Genomic DNA, 15,192 nt, shown 5'->3' on the forward strand with positions numbered 1-15,192 from the left:
ACTTCACTCATCGTCGTGAGAAACACTTCGTGATTTGAAATGTCGAAATCATCCTCTTACCGCAGGAAAAGCAACTTTCTTCGATAATCGCAAGTCAAATTTGGGTCAAAAGTTGAAATGGAAAATCTGATTAAAAAAATCAACCTTTTTCGAAGAACCTTTTTTCGAAATAATTTCTACTATATTCTCCGCATTGATCGCAATGGCGCCACGATGGCTCCCTGTTGAACTGGAATGCAGAAAATCTTCGCAGTGCATTCCACTCTTGATAGTCGCCTCCCCAGCCAATAACATTTCAGTAGGATCAAGTTTTGAGTCATTTAACGTACCGCCATTAAACTTAACGCACCTTCGAAGTAGAACTGAGTGAAAATAAATTTGGTCAATCACGAACCCCGGGTCGATATTCGTAGTATTTACTATCTTTTTGTCCTTTTTCTCTTGCCAAATTCTCTGCAATTGAACATCCGTCAATGAAATGAAGCTATTTGCAATTATCCTATCCGCGAATGAAGAACTCCGAGATGAAACAAGATGGTGACCGTTGAGGATAAGTGCAGAAGATACAGCTTTCGATGATCTCGCTGAGTTTAAAAGTGTAAGCAAGAAATTCTCAAGTTGCTCGTACTTCCCTTCCCGTTCCAGGTAGATGTACCCCATATATTGACTTGCCGACCTCAAGTTGCGGTAGTTCGACGCTACGTCAAATCTTTCTTGCCACCGCTGACTTGTCGATCCAATCTCAAGAATCTTTTTTGGAATGCTCCCAAGCGCATGATCAAGTCCTTCGGCGATGTTTTGCGCTCCAATATTTGGACCCTCTTCGACAAAAGACAGCATCTCCGGGTTTGCAAACGAAAAGAACGTTCTGTATGTGTCCTTAGTAAAGGACACCCTGCAGAAGTATTGACTTACGAGAAACTCGATATAGCTCTTATGAGGAAAATAGAAATAATTTGGCCCTTTCAGTCCAACGAGACCCGCGTCAGATTGATTTGATGCAATTTCTGCAACAGACCCAATGAGAGCTTCCCGGATATCGTTTAGTTGAACCTTCGTTGACCTCAGTGCCTTCGGAAGCAAGCGATATGGAATTTCGGATGGCAGGAATCTATTCTCTCGGTGCTCCGTTGACACCCACCAAGCTAGTTCTTGCATAAAAACAGTTCGCGGATCATCGTAACCAAGCTCGTAATTTGGGGTCGCGTCCGCCAACCCCCGAGCGGGCTTCTCACCTTCTCTCTTTGCAAAGCGCTTAATAAACTCTTGGTACAACCTGTATCGAGTTAGTTCAGTTTCTCTTCGCCTCGAGAGGTAGGAAAGAATTTTGGTAAACATGTTGACTTGCACTGGCCTCGACAAAGTTTGATATTCGCTCTCAGTCAAGTTGTCTATCAATTCTCCTTCGTCAGTTGATAAATCTCTCCGCTCACGATAATTTCTGAGATACGCTTGCACGTCTTCTTTTGAGAACATCTCCACTTCGAATTTTGGAATCTCGTCCTCCTTGCAATCAGTGGCGTCAAGCAATGCGTTAACGACATCCAACTCTTCTTTTTCGTCAAAAAATGCGTCTGGTCGCCCCAAAATTAACGCCCTTGAATTTTCTTGGAAAAGCGGAGACATTTGTTCAAAGGTGTACGAAAAATCTTCGATGGACATCGCGTGTCGCATTTCGTCAAATCCATCCAATATCAAAAATATAGCACCTCTTCGCACCATTTGAAAAAAAAGATCATATGAAAAATTATTTACGGCGGGTTGCCCTTCTGCCCCAGTGAGCTCTGAACAGATCAGAGCTTTCAAGTCTTGTTTTGTGTAAAGTCCGCCCAGCGAAATACGCACAGGTATGCGAGAGAAATCACCTGAAAGATATTCTCTGGTAAGTTCACTAGCAATATAATAACTGAAAGTTGTCTTTCCCAGACCATATCCACCATAAACCATTGCGAGTGGAGTCTTTAATTCTTCCAACCATGTTCGAACCCGATATTCCAGCCGCTCTGAATTCCCCACAATCCTTGGGTGAATAAAATTTTGAGATCCTTCATGGTTGTCAAATGCCGCAATATTACTTTGCAGGAGAAGGCTGAAATCCATTAGAGAGTGAACAAACACATCAAATGTCATGTGTTCCACGCTATCAAGGTCTTTGAGACTTGCGCTGGGTTGCTGACCTAGTTCATGTCTTGATATGATTACCAGCCTATCGATTGCGCCAGAGTTAAGGGCGGGGCTATATAGTAAATGTATTTCTGCAAGATCTTTCGAAGTTAAGGATTTTGACCAATCCTTGCACTCAATGGCGATTTTTATTGATCCGAATTGCGAGATATCTTCAAAATACAGATCAGCAGTTGTTGTTCCGATTTTTGCTTCCTTTTTAACGCCCGGATATTTTGCTCGGAGCAGCCCAAAAATCGTGTCTCTTAGTTCGGATCCCGGATTCTTTTTCAACGTCTTGATCCCGTATTGTTATCGGTATCTCTTGGAAATATTGAGATTGCCTTTGAAGGTATGAGAGGAGATACGTCAAGTAGCTGCGCTGAACCTCTAGTCGATCACCTCCGGGCGGTTTCTTTGAGAAGGAGTCCCTCAGCGCTTATATGTCATTGAAAAGTTTTCATTGTTTTACGCGGGCGAATTCGGAACAGGGGTTGTTTTTTGGTTCTGAATGTAGTGGTTCGTGTTTCAACTTATAGTTTGACCCTCTGTTTGCCCTTTGTCGAGAGGCGGGATGCTGTGCCGTATGCGAACATCGGCAAGACCGGCTGTGGCAATCGGGTTCTTTCGTAGAATGCGGTTTGGGTGGTATGCAAAAGTTTGCAAAGTCTGCGATGCGGCGCGAAGCTGTCATCTGTGCGTTCTGCAGCGAACTTCGGCTCTCCGCCCTCGATCCCCCCAGACTTGCGGCCCCGTTCCGGGGCCGCTTTCCTAACCAAGGGTTAAAACGCCCTTGTAACCCCTTGAATCTACATTCCCCCTAAGCTGTCCACGCGTGGACACCCCCGGGAAAGGCCCCGTTTCAGAAGCCGCATTTGTCCCGCAAAAAGGCCAGCGCCACGCCCAGCCCGTCCGGCGCGATGCCGTGGCCGGTGCCCTCCATGATATGGGCGTAGACCTCCTTGAAGCCCGCCTCCTGCAGGGCCTGGGCCGCCTCCGGCAGCGACTGGGGCGGCACCACGTCGTCCTGATCGCCATGCACCAGCAGGATCGGCGGCTTGCTCACCACCTCATCGGCCAGAAGCTCCGGCGCCAGCAGACGCCCCGAGAAGCCCACGATCCCGGCCAGTTCATCCTCCCGCCGAGGCCCCACGTGCAGGCTCATCATCGTGCCCTGGGAAAAGCCCACCAGCGCCACCTGTTCCGGCAGCAGATCCTCATCCACCATCAGCGCGTCGAGAAAGGCGTTCAGATCGTCCACCGCGCGCGCCATGCCGGCCATCGACTCCTCCTCGGAAGAGCCGTCGATCCAGGGGATCGGGAACCACTGGAACCCGAAGGGCGCCCCGGCGCAGGCCTCTGGCGCGTCGGGGGACAGGAACAGCGTGTCGGGCAGATGCTCGCCCAGCGGGTCGGCCAGCCCCAGAAGGTCGGCGCCATTGGCGCCATAGCCGTGCAGAAACACCACGCAAGAGCGCTTGTCTCCCGAAACCGGCTCTTTGCGGCCGGTCTGCAATACTCGTGTCATACCCTGTCTCCCGTGATGAGCCTGTGGTCTGCGTTTCTCGAACGATCAGACCTCGACCGCGCCCGCAGTTGCCCCAAGCGCCGTGTCGTTGATGCGAAATTCCGTGACCTGCGTGGTGTCGGCCTTGTTGATGGTCCTGCCGTTGCCGGTATGGCCGACGCAGCCCTGACCAAACACGCCGCCACCACAGCGGCGGCCACCACACCATGCCTCATGCGATCCCCTCGCGGTTCTTGTCCACATGGTAGTAGGCCCAGAGGATGCGGGCCGCAACCGATCGCCAGGGCGCCCAATCCTCTGCCATGACCCGCAGGGCGCGTTCCTTGGGGCGTTCGTGCAGATCGAAGAGCGCGCGCGCCGCCTCTTGCAGGGCCAGATCGCCGGGGGCAAAGACATCGGCCCGGCCAAGGCTGAACATGGCGTAGATCTCGGCGGTCCAGACGCCGATGCCCTTGACCGCCACAAGGGTCTTGATCACCTCGCCGGTCGGAGCGCTGCGCAGGGCGTCATAGTCGATCCCCGCCCCGGCCAGCGCGCGGGCATAGGCGGCCTTCTGCCGGCTCAGGCCCAACCCGCGCAGGTCATCTTCGGTGCGGGCAAGCACGGCCTCGGGCGTCACCATGCCTGCCGTTTCCAGCCGCGCCCAGATCGCACGGGCGGAGGCGACGCTGACCTGCTGGCTGACGATGGCGCTCAGCAGTTGGGCAAATCCGTCCGGGCGCAGGCGCAGCGGCAGCGGGCCGACCTGATCCAGCGCATAGGCAAAGCGCGGATCCTGCCGTGCCAGCCACGCCGCGCCTTCGGCCACGCAGGCGTCGCCCCGAATGACGCGCCCTATTGTGTCCTGATCTCCAGCCATCGCAGGGCCTCCGTAACGGTTTCGACGCGCGGGCCGTCCGGGCGGCGCGGACGGGCCAGCATGGCCACCGGCAGGTGCAACTGGCGCGCGGCCTGCAGCTTGGGCCAGCCGCCGGTCCCGCCTGCATTGTGCACCAGCAGCCAGTCAACCCGTTCCCTGCGCATCAGGCGGATCTCATGCTGGACGGTGAAAGGCCCCGACCCGCCCAGAAAGCGCCCACGTTTGAGCGGGAAGGGCCCGGTTTCCCCACCGATCCGCCGCATCAGGACATGGGCCTGCAGGGCCTTCAGCCCCGGCAGAGCCTCGCGCCCCGTGGTGACAAGCACACGTGCGCCGCGCGGGATTACCGCTGCCGCCTCCCGGACGTGTTGCAGCGGCAGCCAGAGATCGCGCCGCCCCGCCCGCCACGCAGGCCGGACCAGTTGCAGGTGCGGCACAGCCGCCTCCTGCGCCGCCTTGGCCGTGGCGTGGGCGGTTGCGGTGTCGCAGGGATGCGCCGCCTCGACCACGGCGCGCGCGCCGGCCAGCCGCAGGGCCGCCGCGTCGATGGGGCCAACCCGCACCGGCCCGGGCCAACGCCGGGCCACCCGTTCGGGCGCGCTCAACAGTACTGTCGCCCCCGGCAATTGCCGCGCCAGGCGATAGGCCTCGACCGAGCCACCTATGATCACGATCCCGTTCATCCCGACTGCTTAGAACAGAGTGATCCCAAGCGAAACCTCCTCTCGCGCGCGCGTTTCGGTCTGCCGAGAGGCCACGAGGAGAGGCGCAGGACATATAGGCGCAGCGCCCGGCGGCATATTGCCTCTTGCCCCTCTATGCGCCGCCGCCTACCCATTCGCCATGAGCACCCTGTCCCCCGCCGCTGCCGACGCCCGCGCCCGCCGCAACGTCATCGTTCTTGTCCTTGCGCAGGCCATCCTTGGCGCGCAGATGCCGATGATCTTTACCATCGGCGGGCTGGCCGGGCAGTCGCTGGCGCCGAACCCCTGCTTCGCGACCTTGCCGATCTCTCTGATCGTGCTTGGATCGATGCTGTCGGCCACGCCGGTGTCCGCCTTGATGCAGCGCTATGGCCGCCGCGCCGGGTTCTTTGTCGGGGCCAGCGCCGGGGCCTTGGGTGGTGCGGTCGGGGCTTATGGGCTCTATGTCGCCTCTTTCCCGATCTTCCTGCTGGGGTCGCTGATCACCGGCACCTACATGTCGGCGCAGGGGTTTTACCGCTTTGCCGCGACCGACACCGCCTCTGACGAATTCCGGCCCAAGGCGATTTCCTATGTCATGGCGGGCGGGCTCTTGTCGGCCATCATCGGGCCGCAACTGGTCAAGGTGACGGCGGATGCCTTTGTCGTGCCATTCCTTGGCACCTATGCGGCGGTGATCGCGGTCAACCTGCTGGGCGCTCTGCTGTTCCTCTTCCTCGATATCCCGAAACCGCCGCGCCCGTCCGAGGACGCGCCGCGCGGGCGCAGCCGGTGGGAGCTGCTGACCACGCCGCGCATCGCCGTTGCGGTGATCTGTGCCACCGTTTCCTACGCGCTGATGAACCTTGTGATGACCTCGACCCCGCTGGCCGTGGTCGGCTGCGGGTTCGAAACGGATGATGCGGCCAATGTCGTGACCGCCCACGTGCTGGCGATGTTTGCGCCCAGCTTTTTCACCGGCCACCTGATCGCGCGCTTCGGCGTGGAAAAGATCATGGCGACGGGGCTGGTGATCCTTGCGGGCGCAGGCGTCGTCGGCCTGTCGGGGGTCGAGTTGGAACAGTTCTTTGTGGCGCTGGTCCTGTTGGGGCTTGGCTGGAATTTCGGCTTTATCGGCGCGACAACCATGCTGGCCGGGGCGCATGAAGCGCATGAGCGCGGGCGGATGCAGGGCTTGAACGACTTGATCGTGTTCGGCGGCGTGACCTTTGCCTCGCTCGCTTCGGGCGGGTTGATGAACTGTTCGGGCGGCTCTGCGCAACAGGGCTGGACGGCGGTGAACCTTGCCATGGCGCCCTTCCTCGCGCTGGCGGGCGGGGCGCTGATCTGGCTGCTGCTGCGCCCAAAGGATGAGGCGAAGGCCTGATCCGTCAGGCCGTCAGCAACCGCCAGCGGCGCTGAAATTCGCTGAGCCGCAGACGCCCCTCGGCCACCGCCGCGGGATCGCGTGCCACCATCACCAACAGGGGCCGCGCCTGCGCAAATTCGCGCAAGGCGGCGCCTGCGGGGCCGAAGGATCTGCGCAGCGCCGACAGGCTGCGCGGCATCTCTGCCAATTGTGCCTGTGCCAGCCGTGTCAGCGCCTCTGCCCGGCCGTCGGGCAAGGGCAGCTTGCCGCGCGCCTCCAGTTCCGGCACCGCCTGCAGATAGCGGACCAGCGCCGCGCCCCGCGCATGGGGCAAGGCCGCATCGACCCTTTCCGGCGCAGCGCCAAGCGCCGCCAGCGCCGTCAGGGCAATCCCGCCAGAGGTCCGTTCAAGATAGTCCAGCAGCGCGGTCTCATCCTCGAACGGCACGCGTTCCAGATCGCGTTCGCGGGCCTCCACCGTCGCCCTCAGCCGGGCGAGATCGACGCCCGACAGGACCTGAGCCAGAGGCGTGACCACCTCATGCCGCCGCACGAACCCGCCTGCGGCGATTTCGTCCAGCGCATCCAGCCACCATTGCAGCCGCATCTGTGCGATCATCGGCTCCTGCGTGACCCATGGCGCACGGGAGACTTCGACGTTGAAGGCATAGAGCGGGAACAGCACGGCACGCGCCGCGACAGGCGCGGCCATGGCCGCGGCAAAGCGTTCCGGATCGCCCTTTTCGACGATCTGTGCGCAGGCGTAGAGGTCTCCTCCGGGTTCCCAGCTCATGAGCGCCGCGCCACCGTCAGAAGATAGCCGGTTTCGGCCCGCAATGCCCGCCATTGCACGGCCTCTGCCGCGCAATAGTCCAACATCCCGGTCAGGGCCGGGTCGCCCTCTGCCCGCAGCTTGGCAATGCGGGCCTCCATGGGCTGGTAATAGGCCTCCCAGCCTTCGTCCGACACCGGGCGCGATCCCAGCACCTCGAACCCCGTGGCGGAAACCGCCGACAGGATGCCCCCGACGTCCCGGGTGGAATAGCCTTCCCAGAACGCACGCGCCTCTGCAGACGGCGCATCGGTAAAGAAGCAAGGTTCGGAAAACGCCAGCACACCGCCGGGTTTCAGGGCCGCGCGCATGATGTCCAGCCCGTCTTTCAGACCAAGGAAATATAGCGCCCCGGCGCACCAGATCATGTCGAACGGCGCCTCCGGCAAATCCCCGATCGCGGCAAGATCCGCCGTGCGCACCGTCACGCGCGGCTCGCCCGCGAACCGCGCCTGCATCGTCTCGACAAATTGCGCCGTCTTGTCGAAGGCCAGCACGCGCGCGCCCGGTGCGGTCAGCAGTGCGGCCACATCGGCGCCCGGTCCGGCGGCGGCATCGCAGATCATTGCCCCCTCGGGCAAGCCCGCAAGCTCCAGCGCCCATGACACGTCATCCGCCGTGCCCGGCCCCTCTCGCGGGAGGTCCTTGTGGACCGTGAAGAAGGCGCTCCAGTCCATCAGGCCGGCACCCCGTCGCGCACCAGTTTCCAGCGCACCGCATCCAGCAACGCCTCGAACGAGGCGTCGACTATGTTGGCGCTGACGCCCACGGTGGCCCAACGCCGCCCCTGCCCGTCTTCGCTGTCGATGATGACGCGGGTCACGGCCTCTGTCCCGCCTTGGGTGATGCGCACCTTGAAGTCGACCAGCCGCATGTCGTCGATCGCCTCCTGGTAGCGGCCAAGGTCCTTGGCCAGCGCCTTGGACAGCGCGTTGACCGGGCCGCGGTCATTGCCGTCCTCGTCCATCGACTCCGACACCGAGAGTTTCTTCTCGCCGTCCACCTTCACGACAACCACCGCCTCGGACAGCGAGACCATCTTGTCGTACTTGTTCTTGCGCCGCTCCACTGTCACCCGGTAGCGCTTGACCTCGAAGAACTCGGGCAACAGGCCCAGTTCGTCCCGCGCCAGCAGTTCGAAACTCGCCTGAGCGGTGTCATAGGAATAACCTTCGGTTTCCAGCGCCTTGACCCGTTCGAGGATGCGCGCAAGTGCCGGATCGGCCTTGTCCACCTCCAGCCCCATCTCACCCAGACGTTTGCGCAGGTTCGACTGCCCCGCCTGATTGGACATCGGGATCACCCGGCGGTTGCCCACCAGCGCAGGGTCGATGTGTTCATAGGTGGTTGGATCCTTGAGGATCGCGCTGGCGTGCAGCCCCGCCTTGTGGGCAAAGGCAGAGGCGCCCACATAGGCCACCTGTTTCTGCGGCACCCGGTTCAGGATGTCGTCCAGCATCCGGCTGGTCCGGGTCAGCCCGGCCAGCGCCTCTGTGCTGACGCCGGTGTCGAACAGGTCCTTGTAGGGCGCCTTGAGCAACAGCGTCGGGATCAGCGCCGTCAGGTTGGCATTGCCACAGCGTTCGCCCAGCCCGTTGAGCGTGCCCTGGATCTGGCGCGCGCCCGCCATGACGGCGGCCAGCGATCCCGCGACGGCGGTTTCCGTGTCATTGTGCGTATGAATGCCCAGACGGTCGCCGGGGATGCCGTTGTCGATCACATCCCCCACGATCCGCCCGATATCATACGGCAAGGTCCCGCCGTTGGTATCGCACAGCACGATCCAGCGCGCGCCCGCCTCCAGCGCGGCGCGCAGGCAATCCAGCGCATAGGGAGCGTTCGACGTGTAGCCGTCAAAGAAATGCTCAGCATCGAACAGCGCCTCGCGCCCCTGCCCCACGATATGAGAGATCGAGGCCGCGATATTGGCGATGTTCTCCTCCAGCGTGATGCCCAGCGCCGTTGTGACGTGGAAATCATGCGTCTTTCCCACAAGGCAGACGGCGGGCGTGCCCGCGTTCATCACCGCCGCCAACACCTCATCATTGGCGGCGGAACGCCCGGCGCGCTTGGTCATGCCAAAGGCGGTCATCGTGGCGCGGGTCTTACCCACTTCTTCGAAAAAGCCGGAATCCGTCGGGTTCGCTCCGGGCCAGCCGCCTTCGATGTAATCGACACCAAGGCTGTCGAGCGCCGCAGCGATTTTCAGCTTTTCGGCGGTGGAGAACTGAACGCCCTGCGTCTGCTGCCCGTCGCGCAGGGTGGTGTCGTAGAGGGATAGGCGTTCGCGGGTCATTGGCAGGCCTCCAGCAGATCGAACTCGCACAGGCGGGTTGCATGGGTTCCGTGAAGCGCAAAGGGCAGTCCCCGACCGAGGGTGGGGGCAAAGCCCCCGCCCTGGGGGGCGGTCGGGGGCTGCCCGGCGTGCCGCCGGGCGAAGAGGTTCGAGTGGAGGATCATTTCAACGCCTCCACCAGGTGAATCGGCATCGACGTATCTGAAAGATGAGCCAAGCCGCCATTTACACCGTTCGGCGATCGAGAAGCTCGTAGTTCTACGCCAATCGACAATGCTTCAGTCTTGAGCCTGTCTGCGTTTTTCCAGTCCTTCCCCCGTCGATACGCGAGCCATCGATGGACTAACCCCAGTACAGCGGTTTGCAATTCTTCGGGGGCTTCACCCCAGCCAACAAGTCCCACAGTCGGTTGGTAGTCGATACCCTCCTCCCAGAACTGACCGCCTTCGATTTCAAGGCTGAACGGCTTGGCCCATTGGTTATTCGATATTTCGGCGAGATCAAAACCGAGAATTTTGGCCGAGGCGCAAAGTGCGGCACGAGCATCATCGTCATAGAGCTCATTTAGTCGTGAAATTGCCGCCGCTGTGTTCAAGTCATCCGATAGATACTCGAGAAAATCCTCATCGACATCGAAGCTGGTGTATTGGGTCGCCGCACTCGCCCATTTTCTGAGCGTTTCCTTGGCCTCGCGCGCCTTCTCCGCCGTCCAGTCCATAGGCTTTCGGTAATGCGTCGACAGCATGACAAAGCGGATCACCTCGCCCGGGACACTAGGTGCTCCGTCGTGCCCGTCCAGAAGATCTCGCACGGTAAAGAAGTTGCCCAGTGACTTGGACATCTTCTTGCCCTCCACCTGCAGCATCTCGTTATGCAGCCAGACCCGCGCAAAATCCCCCTCGGGATGGGCGCATTTCGACTGGGCGATCTCATTCTCGTGGTGCGGGAAAGTCAGGTCGTTGCCGCCGCCGTGAATGTCGAAACTATCACCCAGCAGCGCGTGGCTCATGGCCGAGCATTCGATGTGCCAGCCCGGACGGCCCCGGCCCCAAGGGCTATCCCATCCCGGCAAGTCATCGGTGGACGGTTTCCACAACACGAAATCCATCGGGTTCTTCTTGTAGGGCGCCACCTCGACCCGCGCGCCTGCAATCATGTCATCGACCGACCGCCCCGACAGCGCGCCGTAGGCCTCGTAGCTCTCGACCGAGAACAGCACATGGCCTTCCGCCGCGTAGGCGTGGCCGCTGGCGACCAGATCCTTAATCATCGCCACCATCTCGCCGATATAGGCGGTTGCGCGCGGTTCCTGCGTGGGCCGCAAGGCCCCCAGCGCATCCATGTCTGCGTGATACCAGCCGATGGTCTCATCGGACCGTTCGCGCACCAGATCCTCCAGCGTGCCCTCGGCCCCCGCCTCCTTGCGCGCCAGCGCGGTGGCGTTGATCTTGTCATCCACGTCGGTGAAGTTGCGCACATAGGTCACGTGATCGTCGCCATAGACATGGCGCAAGAGCCGGAACAGCACGTCGAACACCAGCACGGGGCGGGCATTGCCCAGATGCGCGCGGTCATAAACCGTCGGGCCGCAGACATACATACGCACGTTCGTCGGGTCGATCGGCTGGAAGATTTCCTTCTTCCGGGTCCGGGAATTGGTGAAGCGTATGTCCATGGCCTCGTCCTTCGCAAATGTTGCGGCGGGCCTAGCAACTCTGATGATGGATTGGAATAGAGGACCGTCCCGCCGTTGACCGGGGAACCCCGGCCTATGTCAGCAGGTAATGCAGCAGATGATGTGTGCAGCGGTCGTCATGGTAACGCTGTTACCACGGAGCGGTATCCAAGCAAAGGAAAATCCGGCGCGGCGGCTGTGACCGCGCCGGTGCCGGATCAGGCGTAGCTGACCACCTCGTATTCTACCGCATCCGGGCCGTCGAAATAGAACCGCTGTCCGGGTTCGTAATCGGCGTGGCTGTGCGGGGCATAGCCCGCGGCCCGGACGGCTTCCTCGGCCGCCTTCAGGTCCGTGACGCGAAGGCCGATGTGGCACAGGCTGCCTTCGTGGCGATACCGCGGGATCGCGGCGTCCAGCGCCCGGGCCGGCGCGTAGAGCGCCAGATAGGTCTCTTCATTGCCGACATGCACGGTGTGGCCATTGTCCTTGGCCGGTCCTTCCCAGCGGATGCGCCAGCCAAAGACCTCTTGCAACAAGGCGGCGGTGGCGCGCGGATCGGGCACCGCGATATTGACGTGTTCAAGGGTGGTGGACATGGGAAACTCCTGTGATCCTGTCATCGGCGACCAAGGTAATTCCTGAACCGGACTTGAGGACAATCCAAAACTTCAACGAAAAAACAGTGCCTTGCGAAACCAGCCGCCGGACCCACAGGAAAACTTGCGCGAATCCCACCATCCGGCACACTGATCACATGAGCCGTGACACCGTGAACCGAATCTGCAGAACATTCCCCGGCGCCGAAGTCTCGGACCCTTGGGGCGGCGGGCATGATGCGTGGAAGGTCGGCGGCAAGATGTTCGCCTGCATCGGCAGCATGGGCGACGGGGTTTCGGTCAAGACACCGTCGGTCGAGGACGCGCAACTGCTGATCGAGATGGACCGCGGGCAAAAGGCCCCCTACTTCCACCGCTCATGGGTGCGCATCGACTGGGACAGGGTCCCCGAGGACGAATTGCGTGACAGGCTGGAAACCTCGTATTCCCTGATCTTTTCCGGCCTGACCAAAAAGAAGCAACGCGAAATCGCGGGCGACTGACCCCAGCCTCAGCAAACGCCGCTGTCTGGTCCCTGCCGGTCCCGCAAGCGCAATAGCGCGCCGAAAGGCGCGCTTATCGCGGGACCAAGGCCTCAGGCCGCCGGGAGCGCTCCCCCTGCGCGCGCGCCAGCGCGCACCGCTGGATTACGCCCCCGAAACCTTATTGATCCCGCTGCGCCTCCAGCGCGCGATAGATCGCCACGTTCTTGTTGTGCTCGTCCAGCGTCACCGCAAAATTATGCCCGTCCGCAGGGTTCAGCGTCTTGGCGACGAAGTACAGGTAATCGGTCTGCGCAGGGTTCAGCGCCGCCTCGATGCTGGCACGGCCCGGATTTGCAATCGGGGTCGGCGGCAGGCCGGAAATCACATACGTGTTCCACGGCGTCTCGCGGCGCAGTTCGGACTGGCGCAGCCCGCGGCCAAGGATGCCCTCGCCCTTGGTGATGCCATAGATCACCGTCGGGTCGGTTTGCAGCCGCATCCCCTTTTCCAGACGGTTGATAAAGACACTGGCCACCTCGGGGCGTTCTTCGGGGCCGCCGGTTTCCTTCTCGATGATAGACGCCAGGGTCAGCGCCTCTTCCGGGCTGGTCAGCGGCAGACCGCTGTCCCGGTTGGCCCAGGCCTGCGCCACGATCACCTCCTGCGCCTGCTGCATCCGGGCGATCAGGCTTTCGCGAGTGTCGCCCGGCGCGATCTCATAGCTGTCCGGCGCAAGGCTGCCTTCGGGGGGCACCTCCACCGTGCCTTCGAGAATGTCGATCTCTTTCAGTTCCTCGACCACCTGCCAGCTGGTCACGCCTTCGGCCAGCGCCACGCGATACCGCGTGTCGCGCGCCTGTTTGACCGTGGCATAGATCTCTGGCGCGGCCCCTTCGCCGGGGTCGAAACTGGCGCGTTCTTCGTAACGGCCGGTGTTCGGGTCGATCTCACGGACCTGTACGCTCGCCCGGGTGATACCAATGCGGTACACCACCTCTGTCCCGCAGGTCGAGGCACCGCCGCGCGTCACGATATCGACGATCTCGGCCATGGAGGCCCCTTCGGGGACGATATAGCTGCCCGCTTTCAGGGATTGCGCCTTGTCGGAGTAATCCGCGCCCAGCCGCAGCATCAGCGGGCTGGCCACCGCCTCGCGATCGCCCAGATCCTCGGACACGGCGCGCATGTTGGTGCCACGCGGCACCTCAAGGCAGATCGGCGCGGTCAGCGGCCCCTCTGCGGTGTATTGCCGTTGCGCCCAGATCAGGGCGCCGCCGAGGAGAAAGAGCGCGACGACCAGAAAGGTCAGCGCGTTCGAGGCGATACTGCGCCACATTTGGAGTTACTCCACCTTTCCGAAGATCACGCTGGCATTGGTGCCGCCGAACCCGAAGGAGTTCGACAGGGCGTAATCCACCTTGCGTTCCCGCTTGGCATTGGGAGCAAGATCGATGGGCGAGTTGACCGCCGGGTTTTCAAGGTTGATCGTCGGCGGAACAACTTGGTCGCGGATCGCGAGGATCGAAAAGATCGCCTCGATCGCGCCGGCCGCGCCCAGCAGGTGGCCGGTTGCGGATTTGGTGGACGACATGGTTGCCTTGGACGCGTGATCACCCAGAAGGCGTTCCACAGCGCCCAGTTCGATGGTGTCCGCCATGGTCGAGGTGCCGTGCGCGTTGATATAGTCCAGCGCCGTCGGCTCCAGCCCGGCATCCTTCAGCGCGGCCCGCATGGACCGTTCACCGCCTTCGCCATCCTCGGAGGGGGCGGTGATGTGATAGGCGTCGCCCGACAGGCCGTAGCCGCAGACCTCTGCATAGATCTTTGCGCCGCGCGCCTTGGCGTGTTCGTATTCTTCCAGAACCACGACCCCCGCGCCTTCACCCATGACAAAGCCGTCACGGTCCGCGTCATAGGGGCGGCTGGCCTTTTTCGGATCGTCGCCACGCTTGGTCGACAGGGCCTTGCAGGCGTTGAAGCCCGCGATACCGATTTCGCTGATGGCGGCCTCGGCCCCGCCCGCGATCATGACATCGGCATCGCCATATTTGATCAGCCGTGCCGCATCGCCGATGGCATGCGCCCCGGTGGAACAGGCCGTCACAACCGCATGGTTCGGCCCCTTGAAGCCGTAGCGGATCGAGACGTTGCCCGAGATCAGGTTGATCAGTGCGCCGGGGATAAAGAAGGGCGACACGCGGCGCGGGCCCTTGTCGCGGATCAGAAGCGCGGTTTCGGCGATGGAATTCAGACCGCCGATGCCGGACCCGATCATAACACCGGTGCGCAGGCGATCCTCTTCGCCCTCGGGCGTCCAGTCAGCGTCGCGCACGGCCTGTTCTGCCGCGGCAATGCCGAACTTGATGAAGTCGTCGACCTTGCGCTGTTCTTTTTTGTCCATCCAGTCGTCGGCATTGAAGGTGCCGTCGCTGCCATCGCCATACGGCACTTCGCAGGCATAGGTGGTGGCAAGGTGACTGGCGTCGAACTTGGTAATGGTGCCCGCGCCGGACTGTCCGTCCAGCAGCCGCGACCACGTTTCCTCGACTCCACAGGCCAACGGTGTGACCAATCCTAATCCGGTGACGACAACGCGACGTGCCATGCGCCTGCCCTTCTCTTGTTCGCTCTTTATCCCGCTCTTACCGCGCGAAGCCCCACAGGGGCAAGAGGATCACCGCGCGATCGGCAGAAGACCGACCC

Annotated in this window: 15 protein-coding genes; 2 read left to right on the forward strand and 13 right to left on the reverse strand. The window is 61.2% G+C overall.

All coding sequences use genetic code 11. The features are described 5' to 3' along the window. Positions 1-105: 105 nt before the first annotated feature. The 5 genes from ACTXGA_RS01680 to ACTXGA_RS01700 form a co-directional block, all read right to left on the reverse strand. Complete coding sequence (locus ACTXGA_RS01680) at positions 106-2,457, reverse strand: NACHT domain-containing protein (RefSeq protein ID WP_443391359.1); 2,352 nt, start codon at positions 2,455-2,457, stop codon at positions 106-108. Between the two features lie 568 nt (positions 2,458-3,025). Then, positions 3,026-3,691 carry an alpha/beta hydrolase gene (locus ACTXGA_RS01685; protein WP_443391360.1) on the reverse strand — a complete coding sequence of 222 codons (666 nt, stop codon included), beginning with the start codon at positions 3,689-3,691 and terminating at the stop codon, positions 3,026-3,028. Positions 3,692-3,736: 45 nt separating this feature from the next. Continuing rightward, on the reverse strand, positions 3,737-3,868 hold the full coding sequence (locus ACTXGA_RS01690; RefSeq protein WP_443391361.1) for a hypothetical protein: 132 nt from the start codon (positions 3,866-3,868) through the stop codon (positions 3,737-3,739). 34 nt (positions 3,869-3,902) lie between these two features. After that, positions 3,903-4,550 (reverse strand): DNA-3-methyladenine glycosylase family protein, encoded by a 648-nt coding sequence (locus tag ACTXGA_RS01695; RefSeq protein ID WP_443391362.1) that lies wholly within the window; start codon positions 4,548-4,550, stop codon positions 3,903-3,905. Further along, positions 4,526-5,233: a precorrin-6A/cobalt-precorrin-6A reductase gene (locus ACTXGA_RS01700; protein WP_443391363.1), complete on the reverse strand. Its 708-nt coding sequence runs from the start codon at positions 5,231-5,233 to the stop codon at positions 4,526-4,528. Before ACTXGA_RS01700 ends, ACTXGA_RS01695 begins: the two co-directional genes overlap by 25 nt. A 160-nt stretch (positions 5,234-5,393) precedes the next feature. Here ACTXGA_RS01700 and ACTXGA_RS01705 point away from each other — a divergent pair, with 160 nt between their 5' ends. Next, positions 5,394-6,620: an MFS transporter gene (locus ACTXGA_RS01705; RefSeq protein WP_443391364.1), complete on the forward strand. Its 1,227-nt coding sequence runs from the start codon at positions 5,394-5,396 to the stop codon at positions 6,618-6,620. Between the two features lie 4 nt (positions 6,621-6,624). On the opposite strand, the gene ACTXGA_RS01710 is transcribed toward ACTXGA_RS01705, so the two are convergent. The 6 genes from ACTXGA_RS01710 to ACTXGA_RS01735 all read right to left on the reverse strand — a co-directional run bounded on the left by ACTXGA_RS01710 (position 6,625) and on the right by ACTXGA_RS01735 (position 12,004). After that, positions 6,625-7,395 (reverse strand): squalene/phytoene synthase family protein, encoded by a 771-nt coding sequence (locus ACTXGA_RS01710; RefSeq protein WP_443391365.1) that lies wholly within the window; start codon positions 7,393-7,395, stop codon positions 6,625-6,627. Continuing rightward, the gene (locus tag ACTXGA_RS01715; protein ID WP_443391366.1) at positions 7,392-8,111 is read right to left on the reverse strand and encodes a class I SAM-dependent methyltransferase; all 720 of its coding nucleotides are present in this window, start codon (positions 8,109-8,111) and stop codon (positions 7,392-7,394) included. The genes ACTXGA_RS01710 and ACTXGA_RS01715 overlap by 4 nt, the downstream gene beginning before the upstream one ends. Then, the gene (cimA, locus tag ACTXGA_RS01720) at positions 8,111-9,730 is read right to left on the reverse strand and encodes a citramalate synthase (RefSeq protein ID WP_443391367.1); all 1,620 of its coding nucleotides are present in this window, start codon (positions 9,728-9,730) and stop codon (positions 8,111-8,113) included. The genes ACTXGA_RS01715 and cimA overlap by 1 nt, the downstream gene beginning before the upstream one ends. Then, positions 9,727-9,894 carry a hypothetical protein gene (locus ACTXGA_RS01725; RefSeq protein WP_443391368.1) on the reverse strand — a complete coding sequence of 56 codons (168 nt, stop codon included), beginning with the start codon at positions 9,892-9,894 and terminating at the stop codon, positions 9,727-9,729. The genes cimA and ACTXGA_RS01725 overlap by 4 nt, the downstream gene beginning before the upstream one ends. After that, positions 9,891-11,405 (reverse strand): cysteine--tRNA ligase, encoded by a 1,515-nt coding sequence (gene cysS, locus ACTXGA_RS01730; RefSeq protein WP_443391370.1) that lies wholly within the window; start codon positions 11,403-11,405, stop codon positions 9,891-9,893. The genes ACTXGA_RS01725 and cysS overlap by 4 nt, the downstream gene beginning before the upstream one ends. A gap of 218 nt (positions 11,406-11,623) precedes the next feature. Further along, a complete protein-coding gene (locus ACTXGA_RS01735; RefSeq protein ID WP_443391371.1) occupies positions 11,624-12,004 on the reverse strand; it encodes a VOC family protein in 381 nt (126 codons plus the stop codon). Positions 12,005-12,162: 158 nt separating this feature from the next. Here ACTXGA_RS01735 and ACTXGA_RS01740 point away from each other — a divergent pair, with 158 nt between their 5' ends. Next, positions 12,163-12,507, forward strand: coding sequence for an MmcQ/YjbR family DNA-binding protein (locus ACTXGA_RS01740; protein WP_443391372.1), 345 nt, complete (start codon positions 12,163-12,165; stop codon positions 12,505-12,507). A gap of 160 nt (positions 12,508-12,667) precedes the next feature. Here the strand turns inward: ACTXGA_RS01740 and mltG are convergent, their stop codons facing one another. Further along, positions 12,668-13,825 carry an endolytic transglycosylase MltG gene (gene mltG / locus ACTXGA_RS01745; RefSeq protein WP_443391373.1) on the reverse strand — a complete coding sequence of 386 codons (1,158 nt, stop codon included), beginning with the start codon at positions 13,823-13,825 and terminating at the stop codon, positions 12,668-12,670. Positions 13,826-13,831: 6 nt separating this feature from the next. Next, a complete protein-coding gene (gene fabF, locus ACTXGA_RS01750; RefSeq protein ID WP_443391374.1) occupies positions 13,832-15,094 on the reverse strand; it encodes a beta-ketoacyl-ACP synthase II in 1,263 nt (420 codons plus the stop codon). Between the last annotated feature and the right edge of the window lie 98 nt (positions 15,095-15,192).

The sequence above is a fragment of the Antarctobacter jejuensis genome (genome assembly GCF_052266595.1).
GTDB classification, from domain to species: domain Bacteria; phylum Pseudomonadota; class Alphaproteobacteria; order Rhodobacterales; family Rhodobacteraceae; genus Antarctobacter; species Antarctobacter jejuensis.

Excerpts from the sequence above, each read along its gene's own strand:
- ACTXGA_RS01685 (WP_443391360.1), bottom strand. The coding sequence starts at position 3,691 with ATGACACGAGTATTGCAGACCGGCCGCAAAGAGCCGGTTTCGGGAGAC.
- ACTXGA_RS01695 (WP_443391362.1), bottom strand. The coding sequence starts at position 4,550 with ATGGCTGGAGATCAGGACACAATAGGGCGCGTCATTCGGGGCGACGCC.
- ACTXGA_RS01700 (WP_443391363.1), bottom strand. The coding sequence starts at position 5,233 with ATGAACGGGATCGTGATCATAGGTGGCTCGGTCGAGGCCTATCGCCTG.
- ACTXGA_RS01705 (WP_443391364.1), top strand. The coding sequence starts at position 5,394 with ATGAGCACCCTGTCCCCCGCCGCTGCCGACGCCCGCGCCCGCCGCAAC.
- ACTXGA_RS01710 (WP_443391365.1), bottom strand. The coding sequence starts at position 7,395 with ATGAGCTGGGAACCCGGAGGAGACCTCTACGCCTGCGCACAGATCGTC.
- ACTXGA_RS01715 (WP_443391366.1), bottom strand. The coding sequence starts at position 8,111 with ATGGACTGGAGCGCCTTCTTCACGGTCCACAAGGACCTCCCGCGAGAG.
- cimA (WP_443391367.1), bottom strand. The coding sequence starts at position 9,730 with ATGACCCGCGAACGCCTATCCCTCTACGACACCACCCTGCGCGACGGG.
- ACTXGA_RS01725 (WP_443391368.1), bottom strand. The coding sequence starts at position 9,894 with ATGATCCTCCACTCGAACCTCTTCGCCCGGCGGCACGCCGGGCAGCCC.
- cysS (WP_443391370.1), bottom strand. The coding sequence starts at position 11,405 with ATGGACATACGCTTCACCAATTCCCGGACCCGGAAGAAGGAAATCTTC.
- ACTXGA_RS01735 (WP_443391371.1), bottom strand. The coding sequence starts at position 12,004 with ATGTCCACCACCCTTGAACACGTCAATATCGCGGTGCCCGATCCGCGC.
- ACTXGA_RS01740 (WP_443391372.1), top strand. The coding sequence starts at position 12,163 with ATGAGCCGTGACACCGTGAACCGAATCTGCAGAACATTCCCCGGCGCC.
- mltG (WP_443391373.1), bottom strand. The coding sequence starts at position 13,825 with ATGTGGCGCAGTATCGCCTCGAACGCGCTGACCTTTCTGGTCGTCGCG.
- fabF (WP_443391374.1), bottom strand. The coding sequence starts at position 15,094 with ATGGCACGTCGCGTTGTCGTCACCGGATTAGGATTGGTCACACCGTTG.